The organism is Limimaricola cinnabarinus LL-001, assembly GCF_000466965.1.
GTDB lineage: Bacteria > Pseudomonadota > Alphaproteobacteria > Rhodobacterales > Rhodobacteraceae > Limimaricola > Limimaricola cinnabarinus.
Window position 1 is genome coordinate 1 of sequence record NZ_BATB01000053.1, and the last position, 25,279, is coordinate 25,279.

The 25,279-nt window shown below is 59.1% G+C and carries 26 protein-coding genes and 2 pseudogenes; 5 read left to right on the plus strand and 23 right to left on the minus strand.

Features of this window, described 5'->3' with window-relative positions; translation table 11 throughout:
• The 6 genes from MBELCI_RS14605 to MBELCI_RS14625 all read right to left on the minus strand — a co-directional run.
• Positions 1-251 (minus strand): IS5 family transposase (locus MBELCI_RS14605; protein ID WP_045320253.1); only part of this gene is annotated, 251 nt, incomplete at its 3' end.
• Between the two features lie 276 nt (positions 252-527).
• Positions 528-1,061: a thioesterase family protein gene (locus MBELCI_RS20060; protein ID WP_081698609.1), complete on the minus strand. Its 534-nt coding sequence runs from the start codon at positions 1,059-1,061 to the stop codon at positions 528-530.
• A 234-nt stretch (positions 1,062-1,295) separates the two neighbouring features.
• Positions 1,296-1,832 (minus strand): alpha/beta fold hydrolase, encoded by a 537-nt coding sequence (locus MBELCI_RS20495; RefSeq protein WP_110546552.1) that lies wholly within the window; start codon positions 1,830-1,832, stop codon positions 1,296-1,298.
• Positions 1,829-1,972, minus strand: coding sequence for a hypothetical protein (locus MBELCI_RS21080; protein WP_235047652.1), 144 nt, complete (start codon positions 1,970-1,972; stop codon positions 1,829-1,831). The genes MBELCI_RS20495 and MBELCI_RS21080 overlap by 4 nt, the downstream gene beginning before the upstream one ends.
• A gap of 147 nt (positions 1,973-2,119) precedes the next feature.
• Entirely contained in the window at positions 2,120-3,271 is a 1,152-nt protein-coding gene (locus tag MBELCI_RS14620; RefSeq protein WP_045320237.1) for a glycoside hydrolase family 88 protein, read from the minus strand.
• Positions 3,268-4,467 carry a CaiB/BaiF CoA transferase family protein gene (locus tag MBELCI_RS14625; protein ID WP_045320238.1) on the minus strand — a complete coding sequence of 400 codons (1,200 nt, stop codon included), beginning with the start codon at positions 4,465-4,467 and terminating at the stop codon, positions 3,268-3,270. The genes MBELCI_RS14620 and MBELCI_RS14625 overlap by 4 nt, the downstream gene beginning before the upstream one ends.
• 230 nt (positions 4,468-4,697) lie before the next feature.
• Between MBELCI_RS14625 and MBELCI_RS22715 the strand changes: the two are divergent.
• Positions 4,698-5,444 (plus strand): annotated as a pseudogene (locus MBELCI_RS22715) (AMP-binding protein); the annotation flags it as partial.
• Between the two features lie 124 nt (positions 5,445-5,568).
• On the plus strand, positions 5,569-6,258 hold the full coding sequence (locus MBELCI_RS22375) for an AMP-binding enzyme (RefSeq protein WP_081698610.1): 690 nt from the start codon (positions 5,569-5,571) through the stop codon (positions 6,256-6,258).
• Positions 6,259-6,269: 11 nt separating this feature from the next.
• Here MBELCI_RS22375 and MBELCI_RS19475 read toward each other — a convergent pair whose 3' ends face one another.
• The 7 genes from MBELCI_RS19475 to MBELCI_RS14665 all read right to left on the minus strand — a co-directional run bounded on the left by MBELCI_RS19475 (position 6,270) and on the right by MBELCI_RS14665 (position 13,372).
• The gene (locus MBELCI_RS19475; RefSeq protein WP_052512744.1) at positions 6,270-6,875 is read right to left on the minus strand and encodes a TetR/AcrR family transcriptional regulator; all 606 of its coding nucleotides are present in this window, start codon (positions 6,873-6,875) and stop codon (positions 6,270-6,272) included.
• Between the two features lie 74 nt (positions 6,876-6,949).
• On the minus strand, positions 6,950-8,275 hold the full coding sequence (locus MBELCI_RS14640; RefSeq protein ID WP_045320240.1) for a TRAP transporter large permease: 1,326 nt from the start codon (positions 8,273-8,275) through the stop codon (positions 6,950-6,952).
• Complete coding sequence (locus MBELCI_RS14645; RefSeq protein ID WP_045320241.1) at positions 8,272-8,778, minus strand: TRAP transporter small permease subunit; 507 nt, start codon at positions 8,776-8,778, stop codon at positions 8,272-8,274. Before MBELCI_RS14645 ends, MBELCI_RS14640 begins: the two co-directional genes overlap by 4 nt.
• A 56-nt stretch (positions 8,779-8,834) precedes the next feature.
• Positions 8,835-9,914: a TRAP transporter substrate-binding protein DctP gene (gene dctP / locus MBELCI_RS14650; RefSeq protein WP_021695029.1), complete on the minus strand. Its 1,080-nt coding sequence runs from the start codon at positions 9,912-9,914 to the stop codon at positions 8,835-8,837.
• Positions 9,915-9,949: 35 nt separating this feature from the next.
• A complete protein-coding gene (locus MBELCI_RS14655) occupies positions 9,950-11,185 on the minus strand; it encodes a CaiB/BaiF CoA transferase family protein (protein ID WP_200861287.1) in 1,236 nt (411 codons plus the stop codon).
• Positions 11,106-12,239, minus strand: a complete 1,134-nt coding sequence (gene gbd / locus MBELCI_RS14660) for a 4-hydroxybutyrate dehydrogenase (protein WP_045320243.1) — start codon at positions 12,237-12,239, stop codon at positions 11,106-11,108. Before gbd ends, MBELCI_RS14655 begins: the two co-directional genes overlap by 80 nt.
• Before the next feature lie 8 nt (positions 12,240-12,247).
• Positions 12,248-13,372, minus strand: a complete 1,125-nt coding sequence (locus MBELCI_RS14665) for an acyl-CoA dehydrogenase family protein (RefSeq protein WP_021695031.1) — start codon at positions 13,370-13,372, stop codon at positions 12,248-12,250.
• A gap of 83 nt (positions 13,373-13,455) precedes the next feature.
• Between MBELCI_RS14665 and MBELCI_RS20500 the strand changes: the two genes are divergently transcribed.
• Positions 13,456-13,917, plus strand: a complete 462-nt coding sequence (locus MBELCI_RS20500) for a transposase (protein ID WP_268744197.1) — start codon at positions 13,456-13,458, stop codon at positions 13,915-13,917.
• 25 nt (positions 13,918-13,942) lie between these two features.
• On the opposite strand, the gene MBELCI_RS14670 is transcribed toward MBELCI_RS20500, so the two are convergent.
• On the minus strand, positions 13,943-14,914 hold the full coding sequence (locus MBELCI_RS14670; protein WP_045320244.1) for an IS30 family transposase: 972 nt from the start codon (positions 14,912-14,914) through the stop codon (positions 13,943-13,945).
• 54 nt (positions 14,915-14,968) lie between these two features.
• Here MBELCI_RS14670 and MBELCI_RS14680 point away from each other — a divergent pair.
• Positions 14,969-16,110, plus strand: a protein-coding gene (locus MBELCI_RS14680) for an IS3 family transposase (RefSeq protein ID WP_162833751.1) whose coding sequence is annotated in 2 segments (ribosomal slippage) — positions 14,969-15,209 and positions 15,209-16,110 — 1,143 coding nt in all. Because the reading frame shifts where the segments join, the coding sequence is not laid out codon by codon here.
• Positions 16,111-16,314: 204 nt separating this feature from the next.
• Here the strand turns inward: MBELCI_RS14680 and MBELCI_RS19480 are convergent.
• From MBELCI_RS19480 to MBELCI_RS14710, 6 genes and pseudogenes are all read right to left on the minus strand, one after another.
• Positions 16,315-17,307, minus strand: coding sequence for a ParB/RepB/Spo0J family partition protein (locus MBELCI_RS19480; protein WP_052512745.1), 993 nt, complete (start codon positions 17,305-17,307; stop codon positions 16,315-16,317).
• Complete coding sequence (locus MBELCI_RS14690) at positions 17,307-18,719, minus strand: ParA family protein (RefSeq protein WP_045320246.1); 1,413 nt, start codon at positions 18,717-18,719, stop codon at positions 17,307-17,309. The genes MBELCI_RS19480 and MBELCI_RS14690 overlap by 1 nt, the downstream gene beginning before the upstream one ends.
• An 88-nt stretch (positions 18,720-18,807) precedes the next feature.
• Complete coding sequence (locus MBELCI_RS14695; RefSeq protein ID WP_021695037.1) at positions 18,808-19,806, minus strand: helix-turn-helix domain-containing protein; 999 nt, start codon at positions 19,804-19,806, stop codon at positions 18,808-18,810.
• A 627-nt stretch (positions 19,807-20,433) separates the two neighbouring features.
• Positions 20,434-21,141: pseudogene (locus MBELCI_RS21905) on the minus strand (integrase); the annotation flags it as partial.
• Positions 21,142-21,494: 353 nt separating this feature from the next.
• On the minus strand, positions 21,495-21,965 hold the full coding sequence (locus MBELCI_RS20075; RefSeq protein WP_235047654.1) for an RES family NAD+ phosphorylase: 471 nt from the start codon (positions 21,963-21,965) through the stop codon (positions 21,495-21,497).
• A 23-nt stretch (positions 21,966-21,988) separates the two neighbouring features.
• Positions 21,989-22,495, minus strand: coding sequence for an Xre family toxin-antitoxin system antitoxin (locus tag MBELCI_RS14710; RefSeq protein WP_021695040.1), 507 nt, complete (start codon positions 22,493-22,495; stop codon positions 21,989-21,991).
• Between the two features lie 232 nt (positions 22,496-22,727).
• Between MBELCI_RS14710 and MBELCI_RS14715 the strand changes: the two genes are divergently transcribed.
• Complete coding sequence (locus MBELCI_RS14715) at positions 22,728-22,985, plus strand: hypothetical protein (protein WP_021695041.1); 258 nt, start codon at positions 22,728-22,730, stop codon at positions 22,983-22,985.
• 60 nt (positions 22,986-23,045) lie between these two features.
• On the opposite strand, the gene MBELCI_RS14720 is transcribed toward MBELCI_RS14715, so the two are convergent.
• From MBELCI_RS14720 to MBELCI_RS14730, 3 genes are all read right to left on the minus strand, one after another.
• Complete coding sequence (locus MBELCI_RS14720) at positions 23,046-23,258, minus strand: hypothetical protein (protein WP_021695042.1); 213 nt, start codon at positions 23,256-23,258, stop codon at positions 23,046-23,048.
• Between the two features lie 748 nt (positions 23,259-24,006).
• On the minus strand, positions 24,007-24,540 hold the full coding sequence (locus MBELCI_RS14725) for a hypothetical protein (protein WP_021695043.1): 534 nt from the start codon (positions 24,538-24,540) through the stop codon (positions 24,007-24,009).
• Between the two features lie 442 nt (positions 24,541-24,982).
• Positions 24,983-25,279, minus strand: a 297-nt coding sequence (locus tag MBELCI_RS14730; RefSeq protein ID WP_045320252.1) for a transposase, incomplete at its 5' end; no start/stop codon positions are given.

Consider the following 25,279-nt stretch of genomic DNA (forward strand, 5'->3'; position numbering starts at 1 on the left):
TGCTTGGCAGCCAGACCGACCATAATCTGGGCAAAGATGCCTTTCTCGCTCCAACGCTTCCATCGGCTGTACAGCGTCTTGTGCGGACCATATTCCTGCGGCGCATCCCGCCAGCGCAACCCATTGCGATTGATGAAGATAATCCCGCTCAACACCCGTCTGTCATCGACCCGTGGCTTGCCGTGCGACTTCGGGAAGAAAGGGGCAAGTTTGGCCATCTGCTCGTCGGTCAGCCAGTAAAGGTCGCTCATGTCACCGCTCCGTTTTCCGAGCCGTGAATCACGCAGCGCGTTGAAAATCAATGCATCCTGACCCTAGATGAGCGAGAGGCATAGCTCACAGCTAAATGGGGGAAGGCGAAGAGCTTGCAGCCGGAATGTCCGATCGAGGTCGATTGGCTGGGATTACTTGTATCAAGCCAACATCAGCGTTCTGCAGTCACCTAATGATGCCCCTCGCCAGCCCTGCATGGCTATGCACTCGAGGTGTTTGATCCGAAATTTTACGGTGTGATCCTTTCAATCCAGCTATGGATCTGGCCGTGAGGGAGCACGAACTGCCCTCCCGGCAGCTTCGGGAAGTGACAAACTCGATTGGGCCGTTAAGATCTTTTCCAAGCGCTTGCGCACCTCTAGGTGGACCGGCACCGCACGCTCGGGAACAGCATCCACGTGTATTAGCATCTGTTCCGCGGTTGCCACTGGGGTGTCGGCACCACCTGATATGTGTAGAGTATGGAAAACGTGCAGCCGCTTGGCGTCGACGTGCAAGATCTGTGTGGCGCAGGTGAGGTCTTCTCCCGCGCGAGCTTGGCCCAGATGGCGGAGATGAGTCTCAACCGTGTAGTAGCTATGGCCCGCCCCTACATAGTCGGCATCTACGCCAACACGAGCGAGAAGGGAATCGGTGGTCTCGCTGAACACCTGCAGGTAACGGTGCTCGGTCATGTGACCATTGTAATCGATCCAGTCCGCGGCTACCTGCGTGCGCACCAACGGCAGCGGTCGGTCGGTGGGGATGGCCGTTTCGGGCGTGTGGGCGCTGACGTCGAGGTTGGGCATGAAAATCTCCTGACCTTTGGCTGGTCTGAGTTGTTGTCCTATCAGAGGATATACTTGCAACCGGCAGACAATCGGTTGGCCTGAACAACTTGTAGGACCCTGTTCCTATGAGAGATGCGGCGCTCTTGGATCGGCGAACGGACTCTCGACATCTTCACGTTGTGAAAATGCGGCCCTGATCCGCTTGCCCCTGCGCTGCAGTCAATCACGCGCTTCATCGATACCAGGTTACCTTCATCTGCCTTTCTCCTCACCGCTGCTGTCTCCCGGCTCTCCCGGCGACATGCTTTCATTCAAAAACTCCGCCACGGCTCTGGCAACGGTATCAGCTTCCTCCCGGTGCGGCTCGTGCCCCAACCCTGCGAGCCGCATCTCTCGGCTCCGCCCAGCGACCGTCCGGGTAGTCGCATCGAGTTGCGCGTAGCTACCAAAGGCATCCTGCCCTCCTTGCACGAGCAGCAGCGGAGCATGGCAAGTCGACAGCTCATTGATGACAGACCATTCTGCACCGTTCTCGGAGAGCCAGAAATCCCGCCAAGCGTCGTAGGCAGCCGACGGATCGCGATGCCGCCGAGCAAGGTTTTGGCGCCAGACTGCACCGCCGTTTCGGGAATCGAAGTCTCGCACTCCCTGTATAGTCACCTGCTCAGCGAAGATATGCGGCGCAATTGCGACCACACGACCCACGCGCTTCGGCATTGCTGCGGCACAGAGCAGCGCGATCGTGGCTCCGTCGCTATGGCCCACGAGGTCAGCTCGCTCTATGCTCAGGCGTCGAGAAGTGCCGGAAGAACATGGTGCGCCTCGTCGCGCAGGTAATCGGCCTCCGCGCGGGCCAAGCGTGCGGGGCTATCGCCGCAGCCGGTCCGCGAATAGCATACGATCTGCCGTACCGAGGTCTGGCGCGCCACGCGCTTCGCCAGGTCGGTGAGCGAATGCCAGTTCCCGAACCCATGATGGAGGTACACCGTCGGACGTCCCTCAGGACGGCCCATAAGCGCCACCTCCACTGGGCCGCAGCGAGTCTCGACCAGATCAGGGCTCATACGGTAAAGCCCTTAGCCTCTTGGATAGAGCCGCTCTATGTCGAGCGTTCCGGAAAGTATGCGCAGGGATTCCAGCAGGAAGTAGTCCCCCCAGATCAGTTCTGCTTCAGTCGCTTCCTCGCGCGTCTTGTCAAAACAACCTCGGGTGAGGATACCGGGCGGCCGCGTGTCCCCTTGCTCCGTCGGCGTTACTTCGGCGCAGAGTGCATGGACTGTCCTTTCGGCGAAATCGCGGTAGCTTCGAGCTCTGCTTTCGTCGGGGTGCGCGTGGGCAAGCCGGAGCAGAGATGCGGCCGCGATGGCAGTGCCAGAGGTGTCGCGTGGCGTCGACGGCTGCTCGGGCGCATCGAAGTCCCACAACGCGATCAGGTCAGAGGGCACGTGGGCAATCCACCAGTCACTCACACGCTCGGCCATCCTCAACAGGCGCGGGTTCTCTCGGTCGATGCCAGCGAGGTAGGAATAGCCCAGCATTGCCCATCCCTGCGCCCGGGTCCAGGTGGAGGCGTCGCTGTAGCCCTTGTGGGTATAGTTGCGGATTAGCTTGCCGGTTTCGCCGTCGAAGCTTGCTGACTGGCAAACCGAATCATCGTCACGCACGCAGTAGTCGCCCGAGCGTAGAGCGTGGTCCACAGCCGTCTGCAGCAGTACTGTGTCGCCAGTACGGACACCGGCCCAAGCCATGACTAAACTGGCGGATAGCCCATCAATATTCGTATCGTTATCACCAACAGTATGCGCTTCCTCGGCCTCTTTTCCGAGAGGAATGAGCCCGATGGAAGGGTGGAACGCGCGTTGCAGGCTTTGTGCGGCGGCTAAGGCAAGCTCCCGGGCCTTCGGATCTCCGGCAAGCATGTCACCTGTCGCCCCGGCGAAGTGGAAGAGAAATCCTTTAAATACAGATCGTGACTCAGTGCGTGCGCTGAGACGTTCGGTCCAACGCGCAGCAGAGTCGCGGAGTGCGGAGTCTCCTGTTTGGTCAAACGCGTGCCAGAGAACGCCAGGCCAAAAACCACCCGTCCAGAACCCGTCCGGAGTCGTTGTCCATTCGCCGGTGGTCGTGTCGGCGTAATGGGGGAACCCGTTTAGCCCCATGGCGTCGGTGGCACGGATCCGCTTGATCATACGCTCGGTGATTGCGGTGAAATCAGCAGTCTGACTCATGTTTTGGCCCTCTCGTCTCTTTGGTAGATTACGGCGTTGTCGCGCAAGGCCTGGATTTCGTCAGCGGTGTACCCGAACTCGCTCAGCACCTTTTCGGAATCCGCGCCTAGTCCCACGGGGGGGCGCGTATCCTCAAGATTGTGCCGGCCGAGACGGACCGGGGTACCGGCCAGCTTGCGGCGTCCGTGACCAGGTACCTCCACCTCCCAGATGGCCCGATTAAGGTGCGTCTGTTCGTGCGCTATGGCCTCTTCCAGATCGAGCACCGGCGCGGCTAAGATATCCGTATCGCGCAAGCGTTCGAGGCAGTCGTCGGTGCTAAATTTTGCGATGATTGGCCCGAAACGATCTTGGATTAGAGCGGCGTTCTCGCGCTGCAATGACGCATTAGCGAGCTTTGGATCGATACTCATATCCTCGACGCCGAAGGCGCGGCAGAGTAGCTGGAGCGGGTTTGGGCGGAATAGCGTGAGGACCGTGATCCAACCATCGGCCGTTGGGAAGATCATGGCGTAATCGGTCCAGCTAGTCCGATAGCCGTAGACTGAGCGGCTAGCGATCTCGAGGACCTGTGATGCGAGCGCGACATCGAAAAGCGAAGTCGAGACGACATCACCTAGCCCCGAGCGTTCACGTTCAAAGAGGGCCGCGAGGATGCCTTGCGTGAGATGCACAGCGGCCGCGTAGTCGATGACAGGTACGCTGGTCAGGCGGGGTTTCTCGCCCTCACCAATCCCAGCCATGGCAAACCCGCTCAGAGATTGGGCCAGCATGTCCTGTCCAGGCATTCCAGCGAGGGGTCCTTCGGGACCGAAGGACGTCGACACCGCATAGATCATGCGTGGGTTGATTTCGCGAACCCGATCCGGACCGAAGCCGATACGCTCCATCACACCAGGACGGAAGTTGTGGATCAGCACGTCACATTCGCGCACGAGCCGGGTGAGCACTTCGCGCCCCTGAACACTTTTGATGTCTATGCATATGTCTTTCCGACCGCGTCCGACCGCAGCGTAGTAGCAGCTCATCTCATCGCGCGCCGTTCCGACCTCATCAAGGTCGCGGATGATGTCCCCGCGCGGCGGCCGCTCTACTTTGATGACTTCCGCGCCGTAGTCGGCCAGCATTTGGGCTGCAAGAGGCACCTGCATGACCATGCCGAGTTCCAGAACCTTAACTCCAGCAAGAGGTTTCATCGGCCACCCGTTGTTGCGCTTACTTACTGACTGTATAGTATGTGTGAAGAATAAAGTGCAAGAGCTGGTAGCAGGAAGTTGCGAGGCGCGCAGACGCCATCACGCTTCAAGCTGCTTTAACTTCAGGAGAAGAAGCTGTGGATGACACAGAAGGCTATGGAAAGTATCCTGCATGGACCGTACCCGGAATCCTGCGTCGCACCGCTCGGACGCATCCCGACAAGACTTTCGTGGAAGACCCCGAGGGACGACGAGAAAGCTATGGAGAATTCCTGCGGCACTCGACGTCGTTCTCGGACCACCTTACCGCTCTGGGCATGTCACCTGGCGACAAGATAGCCATTCTCGCTCCGAGCGGTCTGCCGGCATTGCACGGCTGGATGGCAGCGCAGCTCGGCGGTTTTGTTGATGCGACACTAAACCCTGCTCAGAAGGGGCAACCGCTACAGCACGCGCTTTCCCTTGCCAATCCCACAGTGCTCCTTGTCACTGCCGAGCAATTGGAGGCTGTCGCCGCGCTCAAACTCGTGGAGACGAAGCTGCGGCACGTAATTGTCATCGGCGAAGCATCATCCGAGGTGCCTTCGCAAATGCCACACGAACTTCAGTGGCACGCCTACGCTTCTATGCTAGAGAGTGGCGAGACACAGGCGCGTACGGAGCCGCGTCTCTCAGACATAGCCTCGATCATCTTTACATCCGGCACGACCGGCCCGGCGAAGGCCGTGCTGATGCCTCATGCGCAGGTTGCACTTCTTGCATGGATCACACTTGAGCAATGCGAGATGACCACGGACGATCGCTTTTACATGGTGCATCCACTCTTCCATATCGCCGGTAAGTTCATGGGTGTGCTTGCCACAATGGCAGCCGGCGGTACGGTGTGTATGGATGCTCGCTTCGACGAAACCAGGTGGCTCAACCGGGTTCGCGAATCGGGAGCCACCCTGACCATCGCACATGGCCCCATGATCGAAATGGTTCATGCACAGCCTGCCAGTAAGCGTGACCGGGATCATGCCATGCACCGGATGATGTGCTGTCCACTTCCTAAAGGCGTCGGCCCGACTTTACTGCTCGATTTGACATCCGCCTATCGAGATGTGGGGCATGACAGAGATCGGCTGCCCGTGTTGGACATCACTCCAGTCGAAGTTACTGTCAGGCTCCTGCGGAACATTGTTAGAGGAGTGGTACGAGATGAAGGTGATCGATCCCGAAACCGACATGCCGCTTCCCGCCGGGGAGCCGGGCGAATTTGCTGTCCGGCCGCGCTATCCCTGGACCGCAATGCAGGGCTACGTGGAACAATGGGAAGCGCATGCCTTAGCCTGGCGGAACCAGTTCTTCCACACAGGCGATTTTGGATTCGTTGATGACAAGGGCAACTATTACTTTCTTGACCGAATGGGGGACCGCATCCGCCGGCGGGCCGAGAACATTTCCTCATTCGACATCGAAACTGCGGCCAATCTTCATCCACAAGTCGCCGAGAGCGCGGCAGTCGGGGTTCCATCGGGCTATGAAGGGGATGATGATATCATGCTGGTCATTGTCCCCGAAGGAGAAGAGGTACCTGACCCTGTTGAGCTCCTGACGTTCATGTTGCAGCGCCTGCCGCACAACATGGTTCCGCGTTATGTCCGGACGGTCGGCGCTCTGCCACGAACACCAACGAACAAGATACGGAAACAGCACCTGCGCGAACAGGGAACCGGGGCCCAAGGTACATGGGACCGGAGGGAAGTCGGCGTGGCCTTGAGGGCCCTGTCACACGACCCGAACGCCTGAACCCGATCTCTTTACCCGTTGAGTCCCGAGAGCACCATCTTGCGAACGTTTTTCACGAGCTCGGGCCCGTCGATTTCTCCTTGGCGCAGGTTATACTGCAGCATCATGCCGTCGTGGACAGCGACGACCATCGAGGACACCGCTTGCGGCGTCGCTTTAAACGACGTGGTTCCGTCGCGCAGACCCTGCTCGTAAGCAGCCTCAATCGATGCGTAGAGCCCGCTGTACAGTTTTCGGATCCCCTCTGCGAGTGGCGTATCCTGAAACCCGAACTCGATACTCATCTGGATCATGAAGAGCAGCTTGTGCGGCCGATGGACGCCAGCGTTAGAACCGACATGAATATACGCCACAACTTTGTCGACAAAGCTCCCTCGCGTCTGCTCGATTGCCTCAACCTGCGGACAGACAATCTCATCATGAATTATGTTAAATAGGTGCAGTGCCAACTTTTCCTTACTTCCGAAGTAAAAGTAGACTGAACCCTTTGTGAGATTTGCCTCTTGCGCAATCGCATCGAGGCTCGTCGCATGGTAGCCTCGCTCGATAAACATGCGGAAGGCCGCGTCAGTGATCTGCGTTTTGCTTCGTTCGCGGGATATTTGGTTTTTATTCATGCCTTACGTATCCGCGCCAAGGCTGGTCATTGGCTGTCAAAAGATCTGTCATCCGAACTTGTGCTCCCCGCTGATTACCATTTCGGCCCCGATAGAACCCCCGGGAACCAAAGCGCAATCTGCGGAAATGCCAGTATAAGCGCCAACGTAAGAAGCTGCACAGCGATAAATGGCAGTACCCCGACGTACATGTCTCCGAGACGGATTTCCGGCGGAGCGATGGCCCTCAAATAGAAGATCGAGGGTGCCATCGGCGGCGTTAGATAGCTCGTCTGCAGTACTACCAGGAAGGCAATGCAGAACCACACGGGATCGTATCCGAAGAGAAGCACGATCGGCATGGCGATTGGAATGATGATCAAGATTACCGAGATCAGGTCCATCATGAAGCCCAATACGAAGGCCAGTCCCAATATGATGCACAGCGCCTGCCAACCCTCGAGCCCGCTTGAGCTCAGCATCGATTGGATTGCCATCATGCCCCCCGCGGCGAAGAAGACGCCTGCAAACATACTTCCACCCAGCACGATGAGCAGTATCATCGCAGTGATCCCAGCGGAATGGCTCATGGCGGTCCAAAGCACGCCAATCGAAATCCGTCTATAGATCGCCGCGAGAATGATGGTCCCGAGCGCGCCGCAGGCTGCAGCTTCCGTTGGCGTGGCGAGCCCCATGAGAATCGTGCCGAGAACGGTAAAAATCAGAAGGATCGGTGGAATCAGCGCGATGGCAGTGATCTTCAGCTTTTCCAATAGATTCGGTTCATCCGGTGCTGGCGGTTCGCGTGGTGCGAGCGAGGGGTTTAGAGTTGCAATGGTCATGACATACGCGACAAAGAGTAGGGCCATTATCAGACCGGGCGCGAGCAGGCCCGCGAAAAGATCCCCTACGGAGACGCTGGCCACGGGGCCAAGAACTATGACGGTTATCGAGGGCGGAATTACTGTGCCGAGGGAGCCGCCCGCGCAGATAGTTCCCGACAGAAGGCGCTTGTCGTAATTGTGGCGCATCATTACTGGAATCGCAAGCATGCCTATCACAGTCTCGGTAGCCCCGACCACACCGCTGGCTGCGGCGAAGATCGTTCCCAGTCCGATGGCGCCGACAGCGAGGCCTCCCGGAAGGCGGCGGGTCCAGAGATGAACGGCTTCGAAAAGCCTGTCGGCGATGCCCGAGCGCTCCAGCATCACTCCCATGAAGATGAAGAGCGGGACGGCTGCGAGGACGGAATTCGTGGCGGTGTCTTCTATTTTTGATAACAGCTGCACGATGACGCCATCACCCAACGTGTAGAGCCCGAAGGCAAAGGCAACGGAGATGAGTGAAAATGCGACCGGAAAGCCCGCGAGAATGACGAGGAGAAGGACCGGTAGCATTATGAATGAGGCTGCTTCGTTCATGCCTTTTGATCCCGGGGAATAAGTATACCAAGGCTGCGCAAAATCTCTGCGAAAACCTGTAGCGCGAAAACGATCATGCTGATGAACCAGACTACCTTGATCGGCCAGATTACCGGGTTCCAAGCGGATTTTCCGGAGACCTCCCCACGGTTGTAGGACTCTAGTGTCGTGTCGAAGAGCCCCACGCACGTCCAGACCAGCACGACAAAGAAGACGCAGTATCCGACAAGGTCGACGAAGGCTTTGAGCCGTATCGGCATAACCGAACTAATGAGACCGACCTCGACGTGGAGGCGCGCCTGCAAGGCGTAGGCGAGCGACAACATGAAGATAGCGCCCATCAACATGTAGCTCATCTCGTAGGACCACATAGTCGGAGCGGCCAGAACATACCGACTAAGAACCTCGTATACGAGGGCCGCGATAAGCGGCGCCACGAGAATTGCACCGGCCCACCCGGCCGTTCGGGATATTCCCTCAATGGCTGCGATGATCGTCTTCATCCTCAGGCCCTTTTATTCGCAAGGATCGGAGCGCGGTCTTTCCGCGCTCCGAGCGATTAATTGGCTGCGGCTTCGCCAGGCACGACGGCGGCTTCACCCTGAACCGGTAGCCGGTACTTGCCCCAGACCTGAAGCTCGGACTTGAATTCGTCGATTGAGCCTTGGACCCGCGCGAACCATTCGTTCTCGGCGGCCACTTCATTGCTCCATGCTTCTGTCTCTTCAGCAACCGCGTCGATGAAGCTCTGATCGAGTTCTATGATCTCGTTCTCGCCCGCTTCGAGTTCAGCGAAAGCGCTTAAGTCCTGCCTTGAGCTCTGCAGCCAGCTTTCAAATACCGTTAGCTTTGCTGCGGCGCGGATCGCTTCCTGGTCATCGGATGAGATCTTGCTCCAGACTTCTGTGTTGAACTGACACTCTAAGAAGCCGCCGGGCTGATGGATTCCGGGTACGACCACGTATTGCGCGATGTCTTGCAGGCCAGTCGGCCGGTTGATTTCGGGACTCCCCCACTCCGTCGCATCGATCACGCCGCGTTCGAGTGCGTCATAAACCTCACCTCCCGGCATAATTACAGTAGAAGCTCCGAGCCGCGAGGCGATCTCGGCCCATGCTCCCGAGGTGCGAAGCTTTAGGCCGGCAAAGTCCTCAAGTGTTCTAACCGGCTTTTTCGAATGCAGAAATATTTCTGTGGCGAGAATAGAACAAGGGAAAGCTATTACGCCAAATACCTCCTCACGGTAATCCTGCCAGAGTTCGAGTCCGCCTGCTTCGTACAGCCAGAGCATATAAGCCTCGGGCGTGAGGCTTCCTGAAAATCCGGAGAAGGGCACGGTGGCTTTATCGATGCCCCAGTCATAGGCCATATAGTTGTGACCGACGTCGGCTACCCCCTCGCGCACCGCCTCAGTGACCTTCAACGGGCTATAGAGCGTGCCTCCGGGGAAAACGTCTATCGTCACCCTTTCGTCGGTTAGTTCAGCTACCCGGTCCGCAAATCCTTGGGCGTCGCGCTCGAGCCAAGGCCCGCCGGCCCAAGGGGTAGTCATCTTCAGGCTCTGCTGCGCGATGGCAGCTGGCGCTGCGATTGCCAGCGCCAAGGACGCTGCGGTAATCTTCAGAAATAGGGCGTTCATGAACTTTTTCCTCCGTTGGATTCCGGGATGATTTTTCACTCACGTACCGGCGGCCAAGCGATCCCTTGGCCCCCCGCGCTCTTGCCACCTGTCGCGGCGGCAATTTCTTTCCGGCCCAGCCCGAGCCCCTCCAGCAGACGGTCTGAGATATCCTTTGGGGCTTCCTCATTGCCCCGCCCCGCAGCCTGTGAGGCCCACGGGAGGACCGGAACACTTTCCGGACTGGCCTCGGGATGTCGGGACGCGTTGTGAGGATGGTCGAATACCTCCTCGGGACTGAGGACCGGCGTTACACAAGCGTCTTTTCCGGCGAAATGCTGTGCCCATTCGTCCCGCGTTCGCGCGACAAAAGCCCGCTCAAACTCCTCCGCAATCTCAGGCCAAGTGGCGCGGCTCATGTGGTCCGGCGGCGGCCCCCCCAATCCTAGGCCTTGCCAAAGGTTGCCGAAGAACGTGGGCTCCAGCGCCCCGACCGCGACGAACCTACCATCTGAACAGCGGTGGCAGCGATAGAATGGCGCTTCACCGGTGAGTAGACCCTGGCCGCGCGCGGGGAGCACTGGCTTGCCCCAGTCGGCATAGTGCATCGCCATAAGAGAGATGCAGCCATCGACCATGGCGACGTCTAGGTACTTCCCTCTGCCGGAACGCTCCCGTTCATAAAGCGCCGAAACGATAGCGAGAGCGGCGTGCATTCCGCCGCCTGCGAAATCCGCCACAAGGTTGAGCGGCAGCACGGGCGCGGCATCCGAGGGCCCCATCGCTCCTAGCATGCCAGACATCCCGACGTAGTTGATGTCGTGCCCAGCCTCCTGTGCTAGCGGCCCATCCTGTCCGTAGCCAGTGACCGAGCAATAGATCAGCCGACTATTGATCGATCGCAGGTCCTCATAGCCTATACCGAGCCGGTCGGCGACGCCGGGGCGATAACCCTCTATGAGAACGTCTGCGGTCGCGGCGAGCTTGTGAAAGGCGGAGCGTCCTTCTTCCGACTTGAGATTAAGAGTGACAACAGATTTCCCGCGGCCGTAGGCGTTGATCGGGAGGCTACCGCGGCCGCCGGCGACGATAATAATTTCTGCCCCCATGTCTCCCAAAAGCATGGAACCATAGGGACCGGGGGCAAGTCGGCTGAGATCTAAGACGCGCACGCTCTCAAGAATGGTCGCCGGAGCATTCATCAGTTCGGCCTCACATTGTTTCTCGCAGCATGGCGGCGAAATCCTCTGGCAGCGCTGCCCGAGGATTTGTCGCAGTTGAGTGGTCTTCATAGGACCACTGTGCCGCGTCTGGGATCACCGCGTCGTCAACGCCCATTGCTGCGAGAGTGGCCGGTAGCCCAAGCATACGGTTAAAACCCGCGAAAGTCTCGGCGAGGTCGGCGTCCTCCGATACGCCAATGGCGTTCCGGATGCGCCCGTATTTTTCTACGCATTCGGGGGCGTTGAAACGCAGCACAGTGGGCAGTAGAACCGCGTTCAGAGTTCCGTGGTGCAAACGATGGCCTTTCATGCCTCCGAGCGCATGCGACATTGAGTGGATAGCGCCTAGACCTTTTTGAAAGGCCAGCGCACCTTGAAGCGCCGCCATCATCATCTCGTTTCGTGCCTCAAGATTGGCGCCGTTTTCATATGCGCGAGGCAGCCAGGCCCATGCGCGCGTCAAGCCATCGAGGGCGATAGCCTCAGCCACCGGGTTTTTCTTAGGGCTGAGGAAGGTTTCGATACAATGTGAGATGGCATCTAGGCCAGTGGCCGCAGTCAGGCCCGAGGGCAGCTTAACTGTCAACTCTGGATCGCAGATAGCCACTTTGGGGATGAGGTGCGGTGAGAGGAAACCGAGTTTACGGCCGTTGCGCAGCGTGATGAGCGTAGCTCGACCCACTTCACTCCCGGTGCCAGCGGTCGTGGGAACCGCGACCAGCGGCGCAAGATCCATGCCTACCTTCGCGACGCCACCGTAAATAGCAGCGTATTGCTCCAGCGGTGCCTCGTGGGTCGTCAGGAGGCATAGTCCCTTTGCGAGATCTATGCTCGACCCACCCCCGAGAGCGATGATTCCGTCTGCCTCCGCCGCTCTATATTGCTCCAGCGCCGCTTCCGCCGCTTCCTCCGTTGGGTTCTCCGGGGTCTCCGAGAACACTGCTACGTTCTCCGGCAGTCCCGCCTTGCGGATTACCTCATCGAGAAGCCCAACCGCTATTAGGCCGGCATCCGTAACGACAAGAGGCTTGCGAATACCAAGCGATTCTAGTTCCTCCCGCAAGTCAAGGATTGCACCCGCACCAAAACGTATTTTTGTGAGGTAGCTTATAATCTCTGGCATCTGGGACCTCAGTTCGCTAAGATGGACTTGGCGATTATCAGTTTCTGAATCTCGCTCGTTCCTTCATAGATTTGAGTAATCTTAGCGTCGCGCATCATGCGCTCGGCCGGGTAGTCGCGGACGTATCCCGCTCCGCCGTGAAGTTGAACGGCCTCGACTGTTGTCTCCATCGCGACGTTGCTGCAGGTAAGCTTCGCCATGGAAGCCAGCATGCGGGCATTGCCCTCCCCGTTTTCGACGGCCTCGCAAGCGCGGTAGAGGAGCTGTCTGGCCGCTTCAATCTTGGTCGCGAGCTCGGCGATCGTTCCCTTCGTCATTTGATAGGAGGAGACCGGCTTACCAAAAATTTCACGTTCATTCGTATAAGAGACAGCTCCTTCTAAAGCGCCCTGCGCAATGCCAAGCGCCTGAGCCGCTATCATTGGTCGAGCGCGCGTGAGAGAACTCGTGATGTAGTCGTATCCCTTCTCGGGATCCCCGACGGCCCGGTGTCCTGGAATGCGACAGTTCTCGAAGTTTACGTCTGCCGTGGGGCTGCCGCGCATGCCCATTTTCTTCTCGAGCCTCCCGAAAGAGAGGCCCGGATCATCCTTATGAACCACGAAGACACCGAAGGTCGTTTCGCCAGTGCGGCAGAGCACAGTGTACCAGTCCGACCGGGTAGCATTCGAAATCCAGCTTTTTTTGCCATTGATAATCCACTCATCGCCGTCCCGTCGAGCCGTGGTCTTTGCGCCCCACATGTCGGAGCCGCCATGGGCTTCGGTCAGGCAGATGGAGACGACGACGTCGCCCCGCACCGCCGGAGCGATCACTTCATCGGCGAGCTTGTCGCCGCCCCAGATGTTGATCGGGTTGAGGCCCGACCAGATGACCATCAGCGTGAGCGAAGAAGTTGCGCAAACACGGGCGACTTCCTCGAGACAGATGGCCTGCACGAGCACATCAGCAGCGTTTCCTCCATGGCTCTCGCGCAGCGGCAGCCCAACGATGTCGAGCTCTTTGAAGGCCTCAAGGGTCTCTTCTGGAAATCTGCTTTCTTCGTCGTAAGACGCAGCATGCGGGGCAATCTTGTCCTCTGCCAATCTGCGAACGCTGGATCTGAAAGCTTCGTAGTCTTCACGGTCGAGCACTGCATCCTCCCCAAACAAACTTACTGACTGTATAGTAAGTATGTCTGGAGCGTGTCAATTGCGAAGCGCGCGGCTTTCACAGTTTGCCGAAGTATGAGGCCTTCCCGGGGTTTTCTCCTCCTTTTGGGGGCTCTCCGCGATGCTCAGCAGCCGGTACTGTACCCAACGTCGAGACCCGCGAGCGCATCGGAGCCGAGCTGCGCACCGTGTGGAATGCCAGCACGCTCGCCAAGGCTGAAACGGCCCTGGCAGAGCTGGTTGCCAGCTATCGCACCTCTGCGCCGAAGCTGGCTGCATGGCTCGAGGAAAACGCACCCGAGGGGCTCGCGATCTTCACGCTGCCCGAGCACCATCGCCGCCTCCGCACTTCAAACCCGATGGAGCGCTCCGTCCAGCAGGAGGCGGGCCGGAACGGTGGTAAGCCCCCTGCCCTCCAAGCAGCAGCGCGACGAGATGCATGGTCTCACGCGATGAAGAAGGCAGGCGGACCGCGGAAATCGTCCGCTTGTTTAACGTCAGCTCGAATACGGTTCGTCGGGCTGTGAGTTCAATGCTGGTTGCGACACAGGTTCAGGACCGGTCGAGCTGACGGAGTTCTTCGGCGAAGGCCTCGGCCGGTGTCCGGTAGCCGAGGCAGCGCCTTGGTGTGGCGTTCAGCTGGGCGCTGATCTCAGCCATCGCGTGGTCTGACAGTGCGGCGATAGCCGTATCACGCGGCAGGTAGCGGCGGGCGCGCTTGTTCAGGTTCTCGACCGAGCCTTTCTGCCAAGGCGCCTGCGGGTCGCAAAACCACGCCTCGGTGCCCATTCCTGTTCTCAGATCACGCCAGCGGTTGAACTCGAACCCCCGGTCGAAGGTGATCGAGCGCCGTGCGAACAAGGGCAAGGGCGACAACAGGGTGATCAGACGGTTCATCAGCTGCTTTGAGCTGCGGTCGTTGTTGCGGAACAGGACGGCATAGCGGGTCTTGCGCTCAACAAGAGAGGCAACATTGGCCTTGCCCAACTCCTTGCGAAAGATCATCAAATCACCCTCCCAGTCGCCGAACCCACTACGGTCGTTGACGTGATCCGGCCGGTTCTGGATCGCGCGTTCCAATGGGAAGACGAGACTTCGGGGTCGACGGGCATAACGGGGTTTGCGCTGGCGGCGACGCTCGGGCAGGTGTCGCGCCAAGTCCTGGCTCTGACCGTCCTGCGAATAGACGAAGGCGTAGATCGTCTCATGGCAGATGGTGCTGCGGTGGCCTTCGAAGCGCAGCCGCCCGGCGATCTGTTCTGGCGACCAACCGGCTTTCAGGCGGTCGATGACGGCCTCGCGCAGCGCCGTCATCCGGATCAGTTTGCGACGCCTGTGGCGGCGCTCGGCGGCCTGCTTCTGGGCCAGCATGCCGTAGTAGCCGCTGAGCTGGGGCAGCTCGCTGTCTTCGAACCGATTGCGCCGGATCTCGCGGTAGATCGTCGAACGATGCCGAGACAGCCGCGCCGCAATATTTGCGACGGACATCTTCGCCTGTAGAAGGTCTTCAACCAGACGCTGAATAGCCCCGTGTCTTGTGGACGCCTTCTTCGCTAATTTTGAGGCAAGGAGGCCATGATGAGCAGCAGCAAGTTCAGCGAGGAGTTCAAGCGGGACGCGGTCGCACAGATCACCGAGCGGGGCTACCCGGTCAGGGAGGTGTCGGAGCGGCTCGGGGTCAGCCCGTATTCGCTCTACGCCTGGAAGAGGAAGTTCGCGAAGGCGTCATGTGGAGAGGCGGAGAAGGACACCGAGATCCGGCGCCTGAAGAAGGAGCTGGCGCGGGTGTCGGAGGAGCGTGACATCCTAAAAAAGGCCACCGCGTATTTCGCCAGGGATGCAAAGTGAGATACGCGTTCGTGGCCAAGCATCGCGGGCAGTTCTCCGTCCGGGCGATGTGCCGGTGCCTGCGCATCCAGCCGAGCGGCTTTTATGCGTGGCTGAAGGCGCCGTTGAGCAAGCGGGCCCAAGAAGACCGCCGCCAGACCGAGTTGCTGAAGGAGGCCTGGGTTGAAAGCGGCAAGGTCTATGGGCACCGCAAGCTTCACGACGACCTTCTCGAGCAGGGCGAGAGTGTCTGTTTGAACCGCGTCTCCCGCCTGACCAAGCTGGCCGGCATCAAGGCACAGATCGGCTACAAGCGCCGCCCCGGCAAGTATGGCGGCAAGCCGTCGGTCGTGGTCGACAACACCCTGGATCGGCAGTTCGACGTGGAAGCTCCAGACCGGGTTTGGGTGACCGACATCACCTATATCCGAACGCAGGAAGGCTTCGCCTACCTGGCCGTTGTCATTGATCTCTTTTCACGCCGCGTGGTCGGCTGGTCGATGCAGAACCGCCAAACGACCGACGTCGTCTTGCAGGCATTGCTGATGGCTATCTGGCGCCGGAAGCCAAAGGCCGAAGTGCTGGTCCACTCGGATCAAGGTAGCCAATTCACCAGCATGGACTGGGCCGCTTTCCTGAAGGCCCACGATCTCGAGCATTCCATGAGGCGGCGAGGCAACTGCCATGACAATGCCGTGGCTGAGAGCTTCTTCAACCTGCTCAAGCGCGAACGGATCAGGCGCCGCACCTATCGCACGCGCGAGGAAGCCCGACGGGACGTGTTCGACTACATCGAGATGTTCTACAACCCGAAGCGCAAGCACGCGCGAAACGGAATGCTGTCGCCCCTCGAGTTCGAGCGGCAGCAGAAACTGAGGCACGAGGGCGTCTAAGAAACGCGGGGCTATTCATAGGTCCGGACAGGCTCCTCCCACAGCGGTGACACTATAGCGCCCTCGGAGTCGCAAGTTTCAAGCGCGCCGCCACAACAAATTTACAATCAAGCCCCTGATATTTCTGAGAAATACAATTAAAGGATAGCGGTGCCAGCCAACCTTGCGCTGGGGATATCGGATTATACCGATCGGTATAATCAGTTAGCCATCTTGGTATCGCTGAATGAGATCCAACAGCTCTCGCTCGAAGTCCTCTTGCTTCACGGGTGGGATGGAGACGCCCTTAGCGGTGAGGCTGACCTTCTTACCGCTCCGCTCCAGCTTATATGTCCCCCCACCTGGGATCGTCTTCTGGGCGCGTTTCGCGGCGGTCCCCCTGCCCTTCTCTCTCTTCTCGGCCAGCGCCACTTTCGCTTCAGCAAGCGTTTCCCTCTTGTCGAGAAATGGCGCGAGATCCCGGATCATGTCCATGCTCGCCTTCGGGCCGAACCAGTCGAGCGCCTTATCGGCGTTCTGGGCACACTTCACACCGACAGATACGAGCGGCTGCGCAACACCCAAGCGCTCTGCGATGTGCGCTTGGGTCGCATCCTCTTCGTGCTTCAGCCTGACCGCGATCTGCCCGATCGACAGGATGCGTTCAAACGGCGTAAGGTCTTGCCTAATGGCGTTCTCGGAGTAGCGCTCCTCGAGGTCCGAGATGGTGAGGTCTTCGTGCCCATCCAGCGCACTCTTCATGTCAGGCGCGATGATGGCTTGCACCTCATCCACACCCAATTCCTGCAGCGCCCGGAGGCGACGCCGACCGGACAGAAGAAGGAACTGCGCAGCTCCGTCGATGACGGTCGGGTTCTTGCGGTTAGGGCGCCAGTCCGGATTCATCGGGCGAACACGGATTGGCTGGGTCTGCCCGCGCGCAGCGATGTTCTCCTTGAGCAGCCTGAACTCCGAGTCCTCTACCCAGTTGCCTTTGCGGTCGCTGCCGAGGGTGTCCTCGATCTGCGAGGTCTTCATGACCACCGAGACCCTTCCGTCCATCACCTTCTTGAGGATGTCGTTGGTGGCATGGCCCATTTGGTGGCCAACCAGCCCGCCGCGCGGCTCCTCGTAGCTTTCGAAGGTTTGCGCCGTCTCTTGCGGCACTCCCCTCTCCTCGTCCGTCATCGGTGCCGAGTTCAGCTTCCTCTTCGCCATCACACCCACCTCTCAGCGATGAATTTCTCGGCGTGGCCGCGCGATGGAAGCGCCCCACCCCACACCAGTTTGGCCAGTGCATCGTTCACTGCGTTCGCATTCTGAATGAATGCCTTCGCAGAAGGTCGTCTGCTTCGCGGAGGATCGTACTCGTAGATGGACTTGTATTCTTCAGCCGCGTTGGCGACGGCATCTGATCTCGAATACCAGACCTGAGACACGAGGCCCGGGTGGCGCCTATGAATGTCGACGATCTGATCGACGTCCTTCTCGTTGGCCTCCTGAATGATGGTCGGGAGCACGATGTGGTTCCCGCCACCAATCACTCGATCCTTGATCGCCATCTCGGAGAGGTAGACCTGCACGTTGTCGGCGTAGGTGCTGAGCGTCTTGAGGTCGAAACCTTTCATGGTCTGCGGCACGATCAGGTTGGTCGCGGCAACCAAGCCGTTGAGCTGCACAAGCGTGAAGGATGGCTGCTGGTCGATTACGATCACATCGACCGTCTCGTGAAGGGCTTCCTGATACTTCTCGACATCGAAGCTTCCATCGGGCTTGCGAAGCTCGGACCCTAGGGTCTTCGGGCCATACGCGGCATCCCAGCGAGCAATGGCATCCTTGAGGGCCGCATGCACGGGAGCGGTGCCGCCGGACTTCTGCGACAGCATGAGGAGCGCGAGATCAGCGTCCTGAATGTTTGCGCCGCCAGGAATGAGCCGGGTGCCCGGCCACTGGGTGGTCTGCCACATCCCATTCAGATCCTCGGCCGACTTCTCCACGATCTGGTGCGCATTGAACTGGTCGAGGTCGAGCCCCATGAACGATGCCACGGTATTGCGGTTTCGCTCGAAGAGCTTGGTCTGCTTGTCAGCGAAATAGAGCGACACAGTAGCCTGCGGATCGCAGTCGAGAATGCCCACGCGCAGACCGTAGTTCATGGCTACATACTGCGCGAAATGAGCAGCAGACAGGCTCTTCCCTGTCCCGCCCTTCTGGGCGGAGAAGCTCACAACGGGGAGTGGATCACCCGGCTTGCGCCAGTGCAAGTACTCGTGCTTTCGGTGCGTGCGAGATTGAAGGTAGGCCCGCATCATCATGATCTCGGAGATTGAGTAGTGGGCCGTATGTCCACTTTGCCCGACGGTCTTCCGCCCCACAGGGAAACTGTCATCGTCGCTTGTTGCTTGGTTGAGCACACGGATGGTATAGGCATTCCCCAGCCCGAGAAGCTCTCCGACTTCGCGTGTGCTGAATGTCTTCTCAACACGCTTCTTCATCGTGTCGTCCTGACGAACCTGCCCGGCGATATCCCTCATGCCGTGGGCGAGGCGCCTGATGAAGTCGATCATCTGCGGCTTCGATGCGTCATTATACCGGTCGGTATAATCGGTCGTTTGCTTGTCTGCCTGCACTTTGCAGTCTCCTCGTTCTCTGCTCTCCGGCTCCCAGGCGGGATTATACCGATCGGTATAATCGGCTCCGTGGCCGTCTTGGTTTGTCTTACTCGGTAGGCTGACGGTCACCGGTGGCAGTCTTCATCGCGGTCAGTTCGGTGTATTTCTTCAGGTGGTGTCTTAGCACCTTGAGCGTCGACGCCATAGTTGCAGGAGCTGCCGCACACGCCTCAGCGAGGTAGTTTCGGAAGAAGTGTGGCTCTGGCATCTTCCTCCAGAAGCCGACCCGCCATTTTCTCTTGATAGCCGCTGATAGGGCAGGGAGAACCGCTGCTGGCGCCGGGTTCTGGGACACTAACTCAACCTGCTCTTGCAGAGCCTCTCCGTTCTCCCTCACACCCAACGACCGCCAGATGCTCCGGAGCCTTCGCTCTATGTCCACATCGCTGATTGCTGTGTCTGCCTGAACCGGCGCGTAGTCGGCAAGGAGCTTCTCGGTCTTAGCAACCAGATCCCGCGAGGGCATGGAGTTGAAATGCGTGCTCCATGACGCACCACGGGTCAGCTCGACCCATCTCTCCCGCAATTCTTCCACCACTGCACTGACGCAAGGATCCGGTCGCAGGGCAGGGGCCTCGTTCATCTCGACCAGCTGTGGCAGAGGCTGCGGTGCAGTAGTGTGGTTAGAATGGATATGGTTATTATATTCGCGTTCGGAGGACTGAACGCCGCATTCAGCTTCCTGAACGTCCGCAACCTGTTCATCGACCTTCTTCTGGCGCCGTTCGGTTCCTGCCTTACGCAGAGCAGTGCGCCATTCTTTCCAGAAGGTCACGTTGTGACGCTGGTATCCATTGCCACCGAACAAGCCTCTCTTCGAGAACGAGGCAACCAGTCCCAGGGCGCGAAGCTCCTTGAGGTAGGCAGTGATGCTCGGCTTCGATTTCCCCATACGGGAGGCCAGTTCCTCGTGGGGAGTGTGGCAGTCACCGGTCTTATGGTTCGCATACGAGCATAGGAGGGTGAGTAGGCGGAACGCACCGCTGCTCATCTTGAGATCCATGATCTCGTTGGGCAGGGCAACGAAGCCTCTCCCCGGATTCATTGGGAAAGTCATTCTCAGGCACACTTTTCATGATCCCGCACGCCGAAGGGGCTTGCGGGAGGTGGGAAATGCCTGCTAGGAAGAGGGTGAATATAGGGTCTGTTTTCCTAGCAGACCGGGCGACTAAAGGGCTCAGAGAGGCGGCAACCTTTCTGGGCTCTCGTCTTGTTTGGGGGTTAGCTACTCATCTGTGGCCTCTTCGTGTGTGCATTTTCGGCCATCAATGCACAAGCACCTACCGAGACGCAACAACTAATCGAGAGCACCCCCGATCGAGGTGTAAATTGCACTTCGCAAAGAAGCTATTTTTCAGGGGCTTCGGCCTGATTTCGGCCCTGAACTTTTTTCGAGAGCCTTCTTAGAGCCCACGCTGAACGGGCAGTGGGCAGCACTAGTATGCACGCATTGCATGAAACTGAGTGGATTTATTGAAGTACTTTCAAAGGGCTTACCCTCTGGTAGCCATTGTTGGTACGCGTGCCACGAGAATCAGGTGGCCTCCGATTTGATCAGGGCAGCCTACCGAGGCTCAGAGCAGCCGATCAATCGACACGAAGATCTGCACGAGGACGAAGTGCGCCCTTTGCCTTGGACACGTCAGGCCGGCTGGTTTTACCAGGCTTGGGCACCGAACTTGATCTTTGCGAACTCCAGCCACCTCTTCAGGGCTTGGACCGGGCAGGTCTGATCGCTGGAGCCGCGGGCGATCTCGATCTCGCGCCCGCCGGTCTTGCCGCGCAGCGTGACAAGAACGCCGGCCTCGAGAATCTCGGCCCAGCCGCTGCCATCAATGGTGTCGTCTTGGCCATGAGCCAGCCCGACGGTTCCGAGCGCCGCAGCACCCCGGCAAAGCCGATCAGCAGCATCGCTCGGTCGCGCAGACCCCGCAGGTCGTGGCTGAGCGTCGCGAGCATGGCCAGAAGGTCGTCCGGCCTGATCGCCTCCATCTGTTCCGGCGGTCGGGCATGGCGGCGGCAGATGCCGACGAGAACGCTCGAGATGTGCCGATCGCGCCGGTCGAGCCGAAAGTCGCGCTGCGCGTAGCCCCAAAACAGTCCGGCAAGACGGCGATCGATTTAGGCCACCGACAGCGGGCATGCCTTATCCGAAGGCGCGGCGAGATCGGTGATGTAGAGCCCGGCCAGTTCGGGCGAGGGGGGGCAGGGGGTTGGCGCCCTTCATTCGACACCAACGCGCGAAGGCCGCCCAGTTGCGCGTGTAGGCGGTTCGGGTGTTCTCGGCAATGGCGTGGTCGGCATAGCCCTAGGCGCTGTCGACGAGACGGTCGAGGCTGCCGGAGCTTGCAATATCGGCGAGCAGAACGAGCGACGTCACCGGGTTTCAGGTGATCCAGTCATGTCGAGCAGCGTATCATCGTCCTGTCCGATAAACCAATATTACCGGACATCTATGACCGCACAGGGTGGCGGTTTGTCGGCCCTACAAGGGACGCTAGCGCCCTCGGTACAGCAGCCCGATCGACACCTTTCTTAAATGTGCAACCAAGGGTCTTCACATAGCGTAGCAACCGTTCAGCCGCCGCAACTTGACCTCACAGCTTCGATGAAGTTTCGGCAGAGGCAGTGACGTAGCTGTGGCTGCATAGGGGGCTGGCGGCCGGAGGGATCATTTTGACCTGAACGGCTCACGCGTCGTCTCGCCTGGTTGCCTTTGAAGGCCGCGGAGCCTTATCGGTGCAGCCGGGGATCAAGTGCGAAACGCTCCTGCTGCACATCATCGAAATAACCAGCTGCTCGATCCGCATCGAAGATCAGGTTCCAGCTGTGTCGGGAAACGGTCGATGGTACCAAGCAGAACAGGTGATCCTGCAAGAGCTGATCACCGAAAGCCTGCTGACCGGGGCCGTGAGATCCTGGAATAAGCCAGTTGGCATTCGGAATATCTTCGGCAAGGACAACATGGACCGCGGACATGTCGATGATGCGAGCGCTTGTCAGCACATGAGGGGATGTGTCGAGCATCTTGAAACCCTTATGAACCGCAACCTCCATGATGGCGGTCGCAGGGTCGACGGAGGTATATACGGTACGGACACCCCTTGAATTCCAGCGGCCACCGACGCGATACGATCCTTCGCCTGTGTCCCAACTGCTCGCATGCCGTTCTTGATCTAGACGCCAGAACCGGAGCTCACCCATACCGAGCGGCGGCGGCAATGGCGTCACGAATAGACCCCATATTCGATGCGCGTCAGGTAGTCGTCGACCGCCTCCACCCCCGCAGTTGAGGTCAGCAGATCAATCGGTCGCCGATTGTCGAGACCGATCGCAGGTTCGAGAAGCCATGCCTCCGCCGCAGCTTGCGTTCCAAGGACGTCTGTTGCTTTGGCAATGATCTCGGCGAACCTCCATGCGCGGCTGCTCTGTTCGGTCGAAAGCACCTTCTGCTTCACCTCAGACCTGCGACGCTGCAGCGTTCGTATGCTGATCCCGATTGCCTTGGTCAGCACGTCGCCCGTCGATAGGACCTGAACCCCGTCAACCAGGTGAAACAGCGATCTCGAAGGGATCCCTTGAACGATCAGGTCGTGCGCATCGAGCGCGCTACGGACATCTCGCTTCATGATCTTGCCACCCCCCAAAAGGCGGTAGGCGCGGATCGCATCATTCTCGACTGCGGCTGGCGTGCCGCGTCTGCCAGGCTCGTTGGTAATCGTCATAGCCGACATGAGATGGTCCCCCGACATGTGTCGCTAGAAAGATGACACCTGTCGTGCCCTTGTTCAAGTACCACCCCGCTCCGGAATGGGCTCGCCGATGGCTGTGGGCTGTTTGCAATCTGTAGGCGGAACGCGACATCGGGTCACGCCGCGTACCGCGAGGCGATTTTCGTGTTATGAATTTTGTCCCGGGTGCCAGCGAGCCCCCGGGCACGCAAAGCAACGACAACAGGACATGCGCATGCTGATGGACCCGATCTTCACTCACTGGACCGCCGTCTACCGTTCTCCCGGCGAAGATGAACCGACCGCCACCACGGCCGATTTTCGTGATATGGGTGAGGGCGATCAGGTCGACGCGCGGGCAGCGAAGGCCCATTTCCGGACGGTCCTCGGCCGCGGCGCTGAGCTGCTCGAGGTCTATCCGGTCCGCAATCCGGACGAGGCGCTCGAAACTTACCGGGCGACCAAGGGCCGCACTGAGCTCTGCTTCGCCTGAGCTAGACGGCCTTGGGGACAGATCCTCGGGGCCGACCATCCCACGGTGATGCGGCGCCGGTCAGATCAGGGCGGCGTAGAGCTCGCCTAGCATCATGCGCCTATCACGCATATCGACCTGCTCAATCTTGCGGGCGCTCGCGTTGAAGCGAGTCTTCAGGAAGCGCAGGAACACCGATGGCACGATGGCGTCCGGCGATACCACGAAACGGATCTCGGTCGTGGGTTCGTAACTGCCGGACCGCCTAGCGGCGATGACCTTGAGACTGCGCATGATCTCGGGGAGAGGCGGGGGCGTCGTGGGCTGTTCATGGCCCGCAGCATGCTGAAGCGACCAGCAGAAGGCCATGCCTGACGATGTGAGCGGCCTCGGTACCCGAGGCGAACCCCTCGTGGATATCGGTGCAGCCCGCCGCCTTCAGCTCACGCCTATGTGCGGCGGTGTCCTGCAGGTCGGTCGAGACACGGGCGTAGCCAATCAATGCCGCAGTACGTCCTATTCCAATTCAATAATGCGAGGAGATACGGTCGTTTGAAAACACCGGTAAAGAACGAAGTGCTCTAGCCGAGTCAGCAGGGGAGGGGAGACGGCTTGTCCCGATTGCTTCGCCCATACAGACGCGGAACGAAATTAAGGCTTCCATATCGGCTGTAGGACGTCATCGGATTGGATGGGATCCTTCCTTCAGGACCGTTCTTCAGAAGACCGAGTGAAGCACCATCACGATCCACCGAGACAATTGAAAATTAAGCTCTCCATCCTCAAGTAAGACGGAAATTATATTTCATAGTCGATGCTTAGCTGATGGCCTTTGACCACGCTGAGATAGCGCGAAACGCCGTATCGACCTTCATGGAGGCCGAGGTCTTGGCCGCGTGCCTGATTGCGGGGTGGGAGAGAGGAGCGTGCCTTCGGATCCCGCCAATGATCTCCGGGATCTCCGCAAAGACATCATCCGCCAGATCGGCTTGGCGCTCTGCGAGAGCGCGGCGCCAGGTGGCCTCGGCTTTGTCCAGCAGTTTCAGCGCCTGTCGAATGCTGCTTTGAGCGCCTTGGCATAGCGCGAACTGTCTGGCCCCGCTCTGTGTGGTGCTGGCAAGCGTGCCAGCCGCTCGAAGAAGGTATCGAGCGATTGCTCAGAAAGCATGGGCTCTATCAGCGCATAGAAGTCCTGCACACGAGCGATCTCACGATCCACAGCAGAGGCGTCGAACGATGTCTCAAGGAGCCGGCGTAGCCACTTCATTTCGAACTCCGGGGCGTCGGAGCCGATCCTGCGTCCTCTCGTATTCGACAGGAACCACTTGGCCGCGTTGGCGGCCTCTACGCCTTCTGTTTCGAGAACTTGGTAAGAGATGCTATGGAGGTCTTCGCTTTGCGTGGACCAGGCTTCCATCGACCAATTCGGATGTCGGCGGATGAGCCTGGCGTGGCTCTCGATCTCGCCTGTGTCGGTGAGCCAAGAAAGACCAATCTCGACGGGCCAACTGTCCGGCGCGAGCGACGATGCTTCGAAGTCGAGGAAAACGAGATCATTCGTGTAGTCGTTGGTCATGGGTCGCCTCTTTGAGCGGGATCTTCGCCTGCTATGGAACGGGAGCCCATGCAGGTGCGCATCGTCCAATGACGGCCCGTCTAGTGTTAGATGTAGACGCAGTATTTGATACAACGTCGATAATCTTCGATGAGTAAGCCGGGACGTTGCGCCTCCTAATCGGCGCTGACTCTGAGAGCAAACGGTCAGGAGGCTCGGATATTCGATGGGTAGGGCCGGTATAGGCGAGCCTATCCGGAGTGGTGAGAATCGAGCGTCTAGTCTTGACCACCTGACCGTAGGTTCCCGAACATGAGTGGGCGGTCCAGCCGCGGTGTCAGGTGGGGAGCGAAATTCTCGCAGTCCTAATGGGGTTCACACGTAAGACGTGGGACAAGCGAAAAGTCCGGCGGGAGTGTCCTGAACTTTGTGTATCCGGGCCGGCCCATGCGGTTTGGGATACTCAAGCGTCGAAGCGCTCGCCGAACATTATGGCGAACTGATTTCGGGCTGCAAACCATTCCCGAACATTTCGCCCGTCCTTCTCGAAGTTGCGGATGGCGAGGTAGATCAGCTTGGTCGCGGCCTCATCCGTTGGGAAGGACCCACGCGTCTTGATCGATTTCCGGATCACGCGGTTCAGACTTTCGATGGCGTTGGTGGTGTAGATGATCTTGCGGATCGCCGGATCGAAGGCAAAGAACGGGATCACTTCCTGCCATGCCCGACGCCAGGCCGGCGCGATGGACGCGTATTTCCC

What these genes read in the sequence shown, in the direction of transcription:
- MBELCI_RS20060 (WP_081698609.1), bottom strand. Translation starts at nt 1,061, where the DNA reads ATGCCCAACCTCGACGTCAGCGCCCACACGCCCGAAACGGCCATCCCC.
- MBELCI_RS14620 (WP_045320237.1), bottom strand. Translation starts at nt 3,271, where the DNA reads ATGAGTCAGACTGCTGATTTCACCGCAATCACCGAGCGTATGATCAAG.
- MBELCI_RS14625 (WP_045320238.1), bottom strand. Translation starts at nt 4,467, where the DNA reads ATGAAACCTCTTGCTGGAGTTAAGGTTCTGGAACTCGGCATGGTCATG.
- MBELCI_RS22375 (WP_081698610.1), top strand. Translation starts at nt 5,569, where the DNA reads ATGTGGGGCATGACAGAGATCGGCTGCCCGTGTTGGACATCACTCCAG.
- MBELCI_RS19475 (WP_052512744.1), bottom strand. Translation starts at nt 6,875, where the DNA reads ATGAATAAAAACCAAATATCCCGCGAACGAAGCAAAACGCAGATCACT.
- MBELCI_RS14640 (WP_045320240.1), bottom strand. Translation starts at nt 8,275, where the DNA reads ATGAACGAAGCAGCCTCATTCATAATGCTACCGGTCCTTCTCCTCGTC.
- MBELCI_RS14645 (WP_045320241.1), bottom strand. Translation starts at nt 8,778, where the DNA reads ATGAAGACGATCATCGCAGCCATTGAGGGAATATCCCGAACGGCCGGG.
- dctP (WP_021695029.1), bottom strand. Translation starts at nt 9,914, where the DNA reads ATGAACGCCCTATTTCTGAAGATTACCGCAGCGTCCTTGGCGCTGGCA.
- MBELCI_RS14655 (WP_200861287.1), bottom strand. Translation starts at nt 11,185, where the DNA reads ATGAAGACCACTCAACTGCGACAAATCCTCGGGCAGCGCTGCCAGAGG.
- gbd (WP_045320243.1), bottom strand. Translation starts at nt 12,239, where the DNA reads ATGCCAGAGATTATAAGCTACCTCACAAAAATACGTTTTGGTGCGGGT.
- MBELCI_RS19480 (WP_052512745.1), bottom strand. Translation starts at nt 17,307, where the DNA reads ATGGCGAAGAGGAAGCTGAACTCGGCACCGATGACGGACGAGGAGAGG.
- MBELCI_RS14695 (WP_021695037.1), bottom strand. Translation starts at nt 19,806, where the DNA reads ATGAATCCGGGGAGAGGCTTCGTTGCCCTGCCCAACGAGATCATGGAT.
- MBELCI_RS20075 (WP_235047654.1), bottom strand. Translation starts at nt 21,965, where the DNA reads ATGGGTGAGCTCCGGTTCTGGCGTCTAGATCAAGAACGGCATGCGAGC.
- MBELCI_RS14710 (WP_021695040.1), bottom strand. Translation starts at nt 22,495, where the DNA reads ATGTCGGCTATGACGATTACCAACGAGCCTGGCAGACGCGGCACGCCA.
- MBELCI_RS14715 (WP_021695041.1), top strand. Translation starts at nt 22,728, where the DNA reads ATGCTGATGGACCCGATCTTCACTCACTGGACCGCCGTCTACCGTTCT.
- MBELCI_RS14720 (WP_021695042.1), bottom strand. Translation starts at nt 23,258, where the DNA reads ATGCGCAGTCTCAAGGTCATCGCCGCTAGGCGGTCCGGCAGTTACGAA.
- MBELCI_RS14725 (WP_021695043.1), bottom strand. Translation starts at nt 24,540, where the DNA reads ATGACCAACGACTACACGAATGATCTCGTTTTCCTCGACTTCGAAGCA.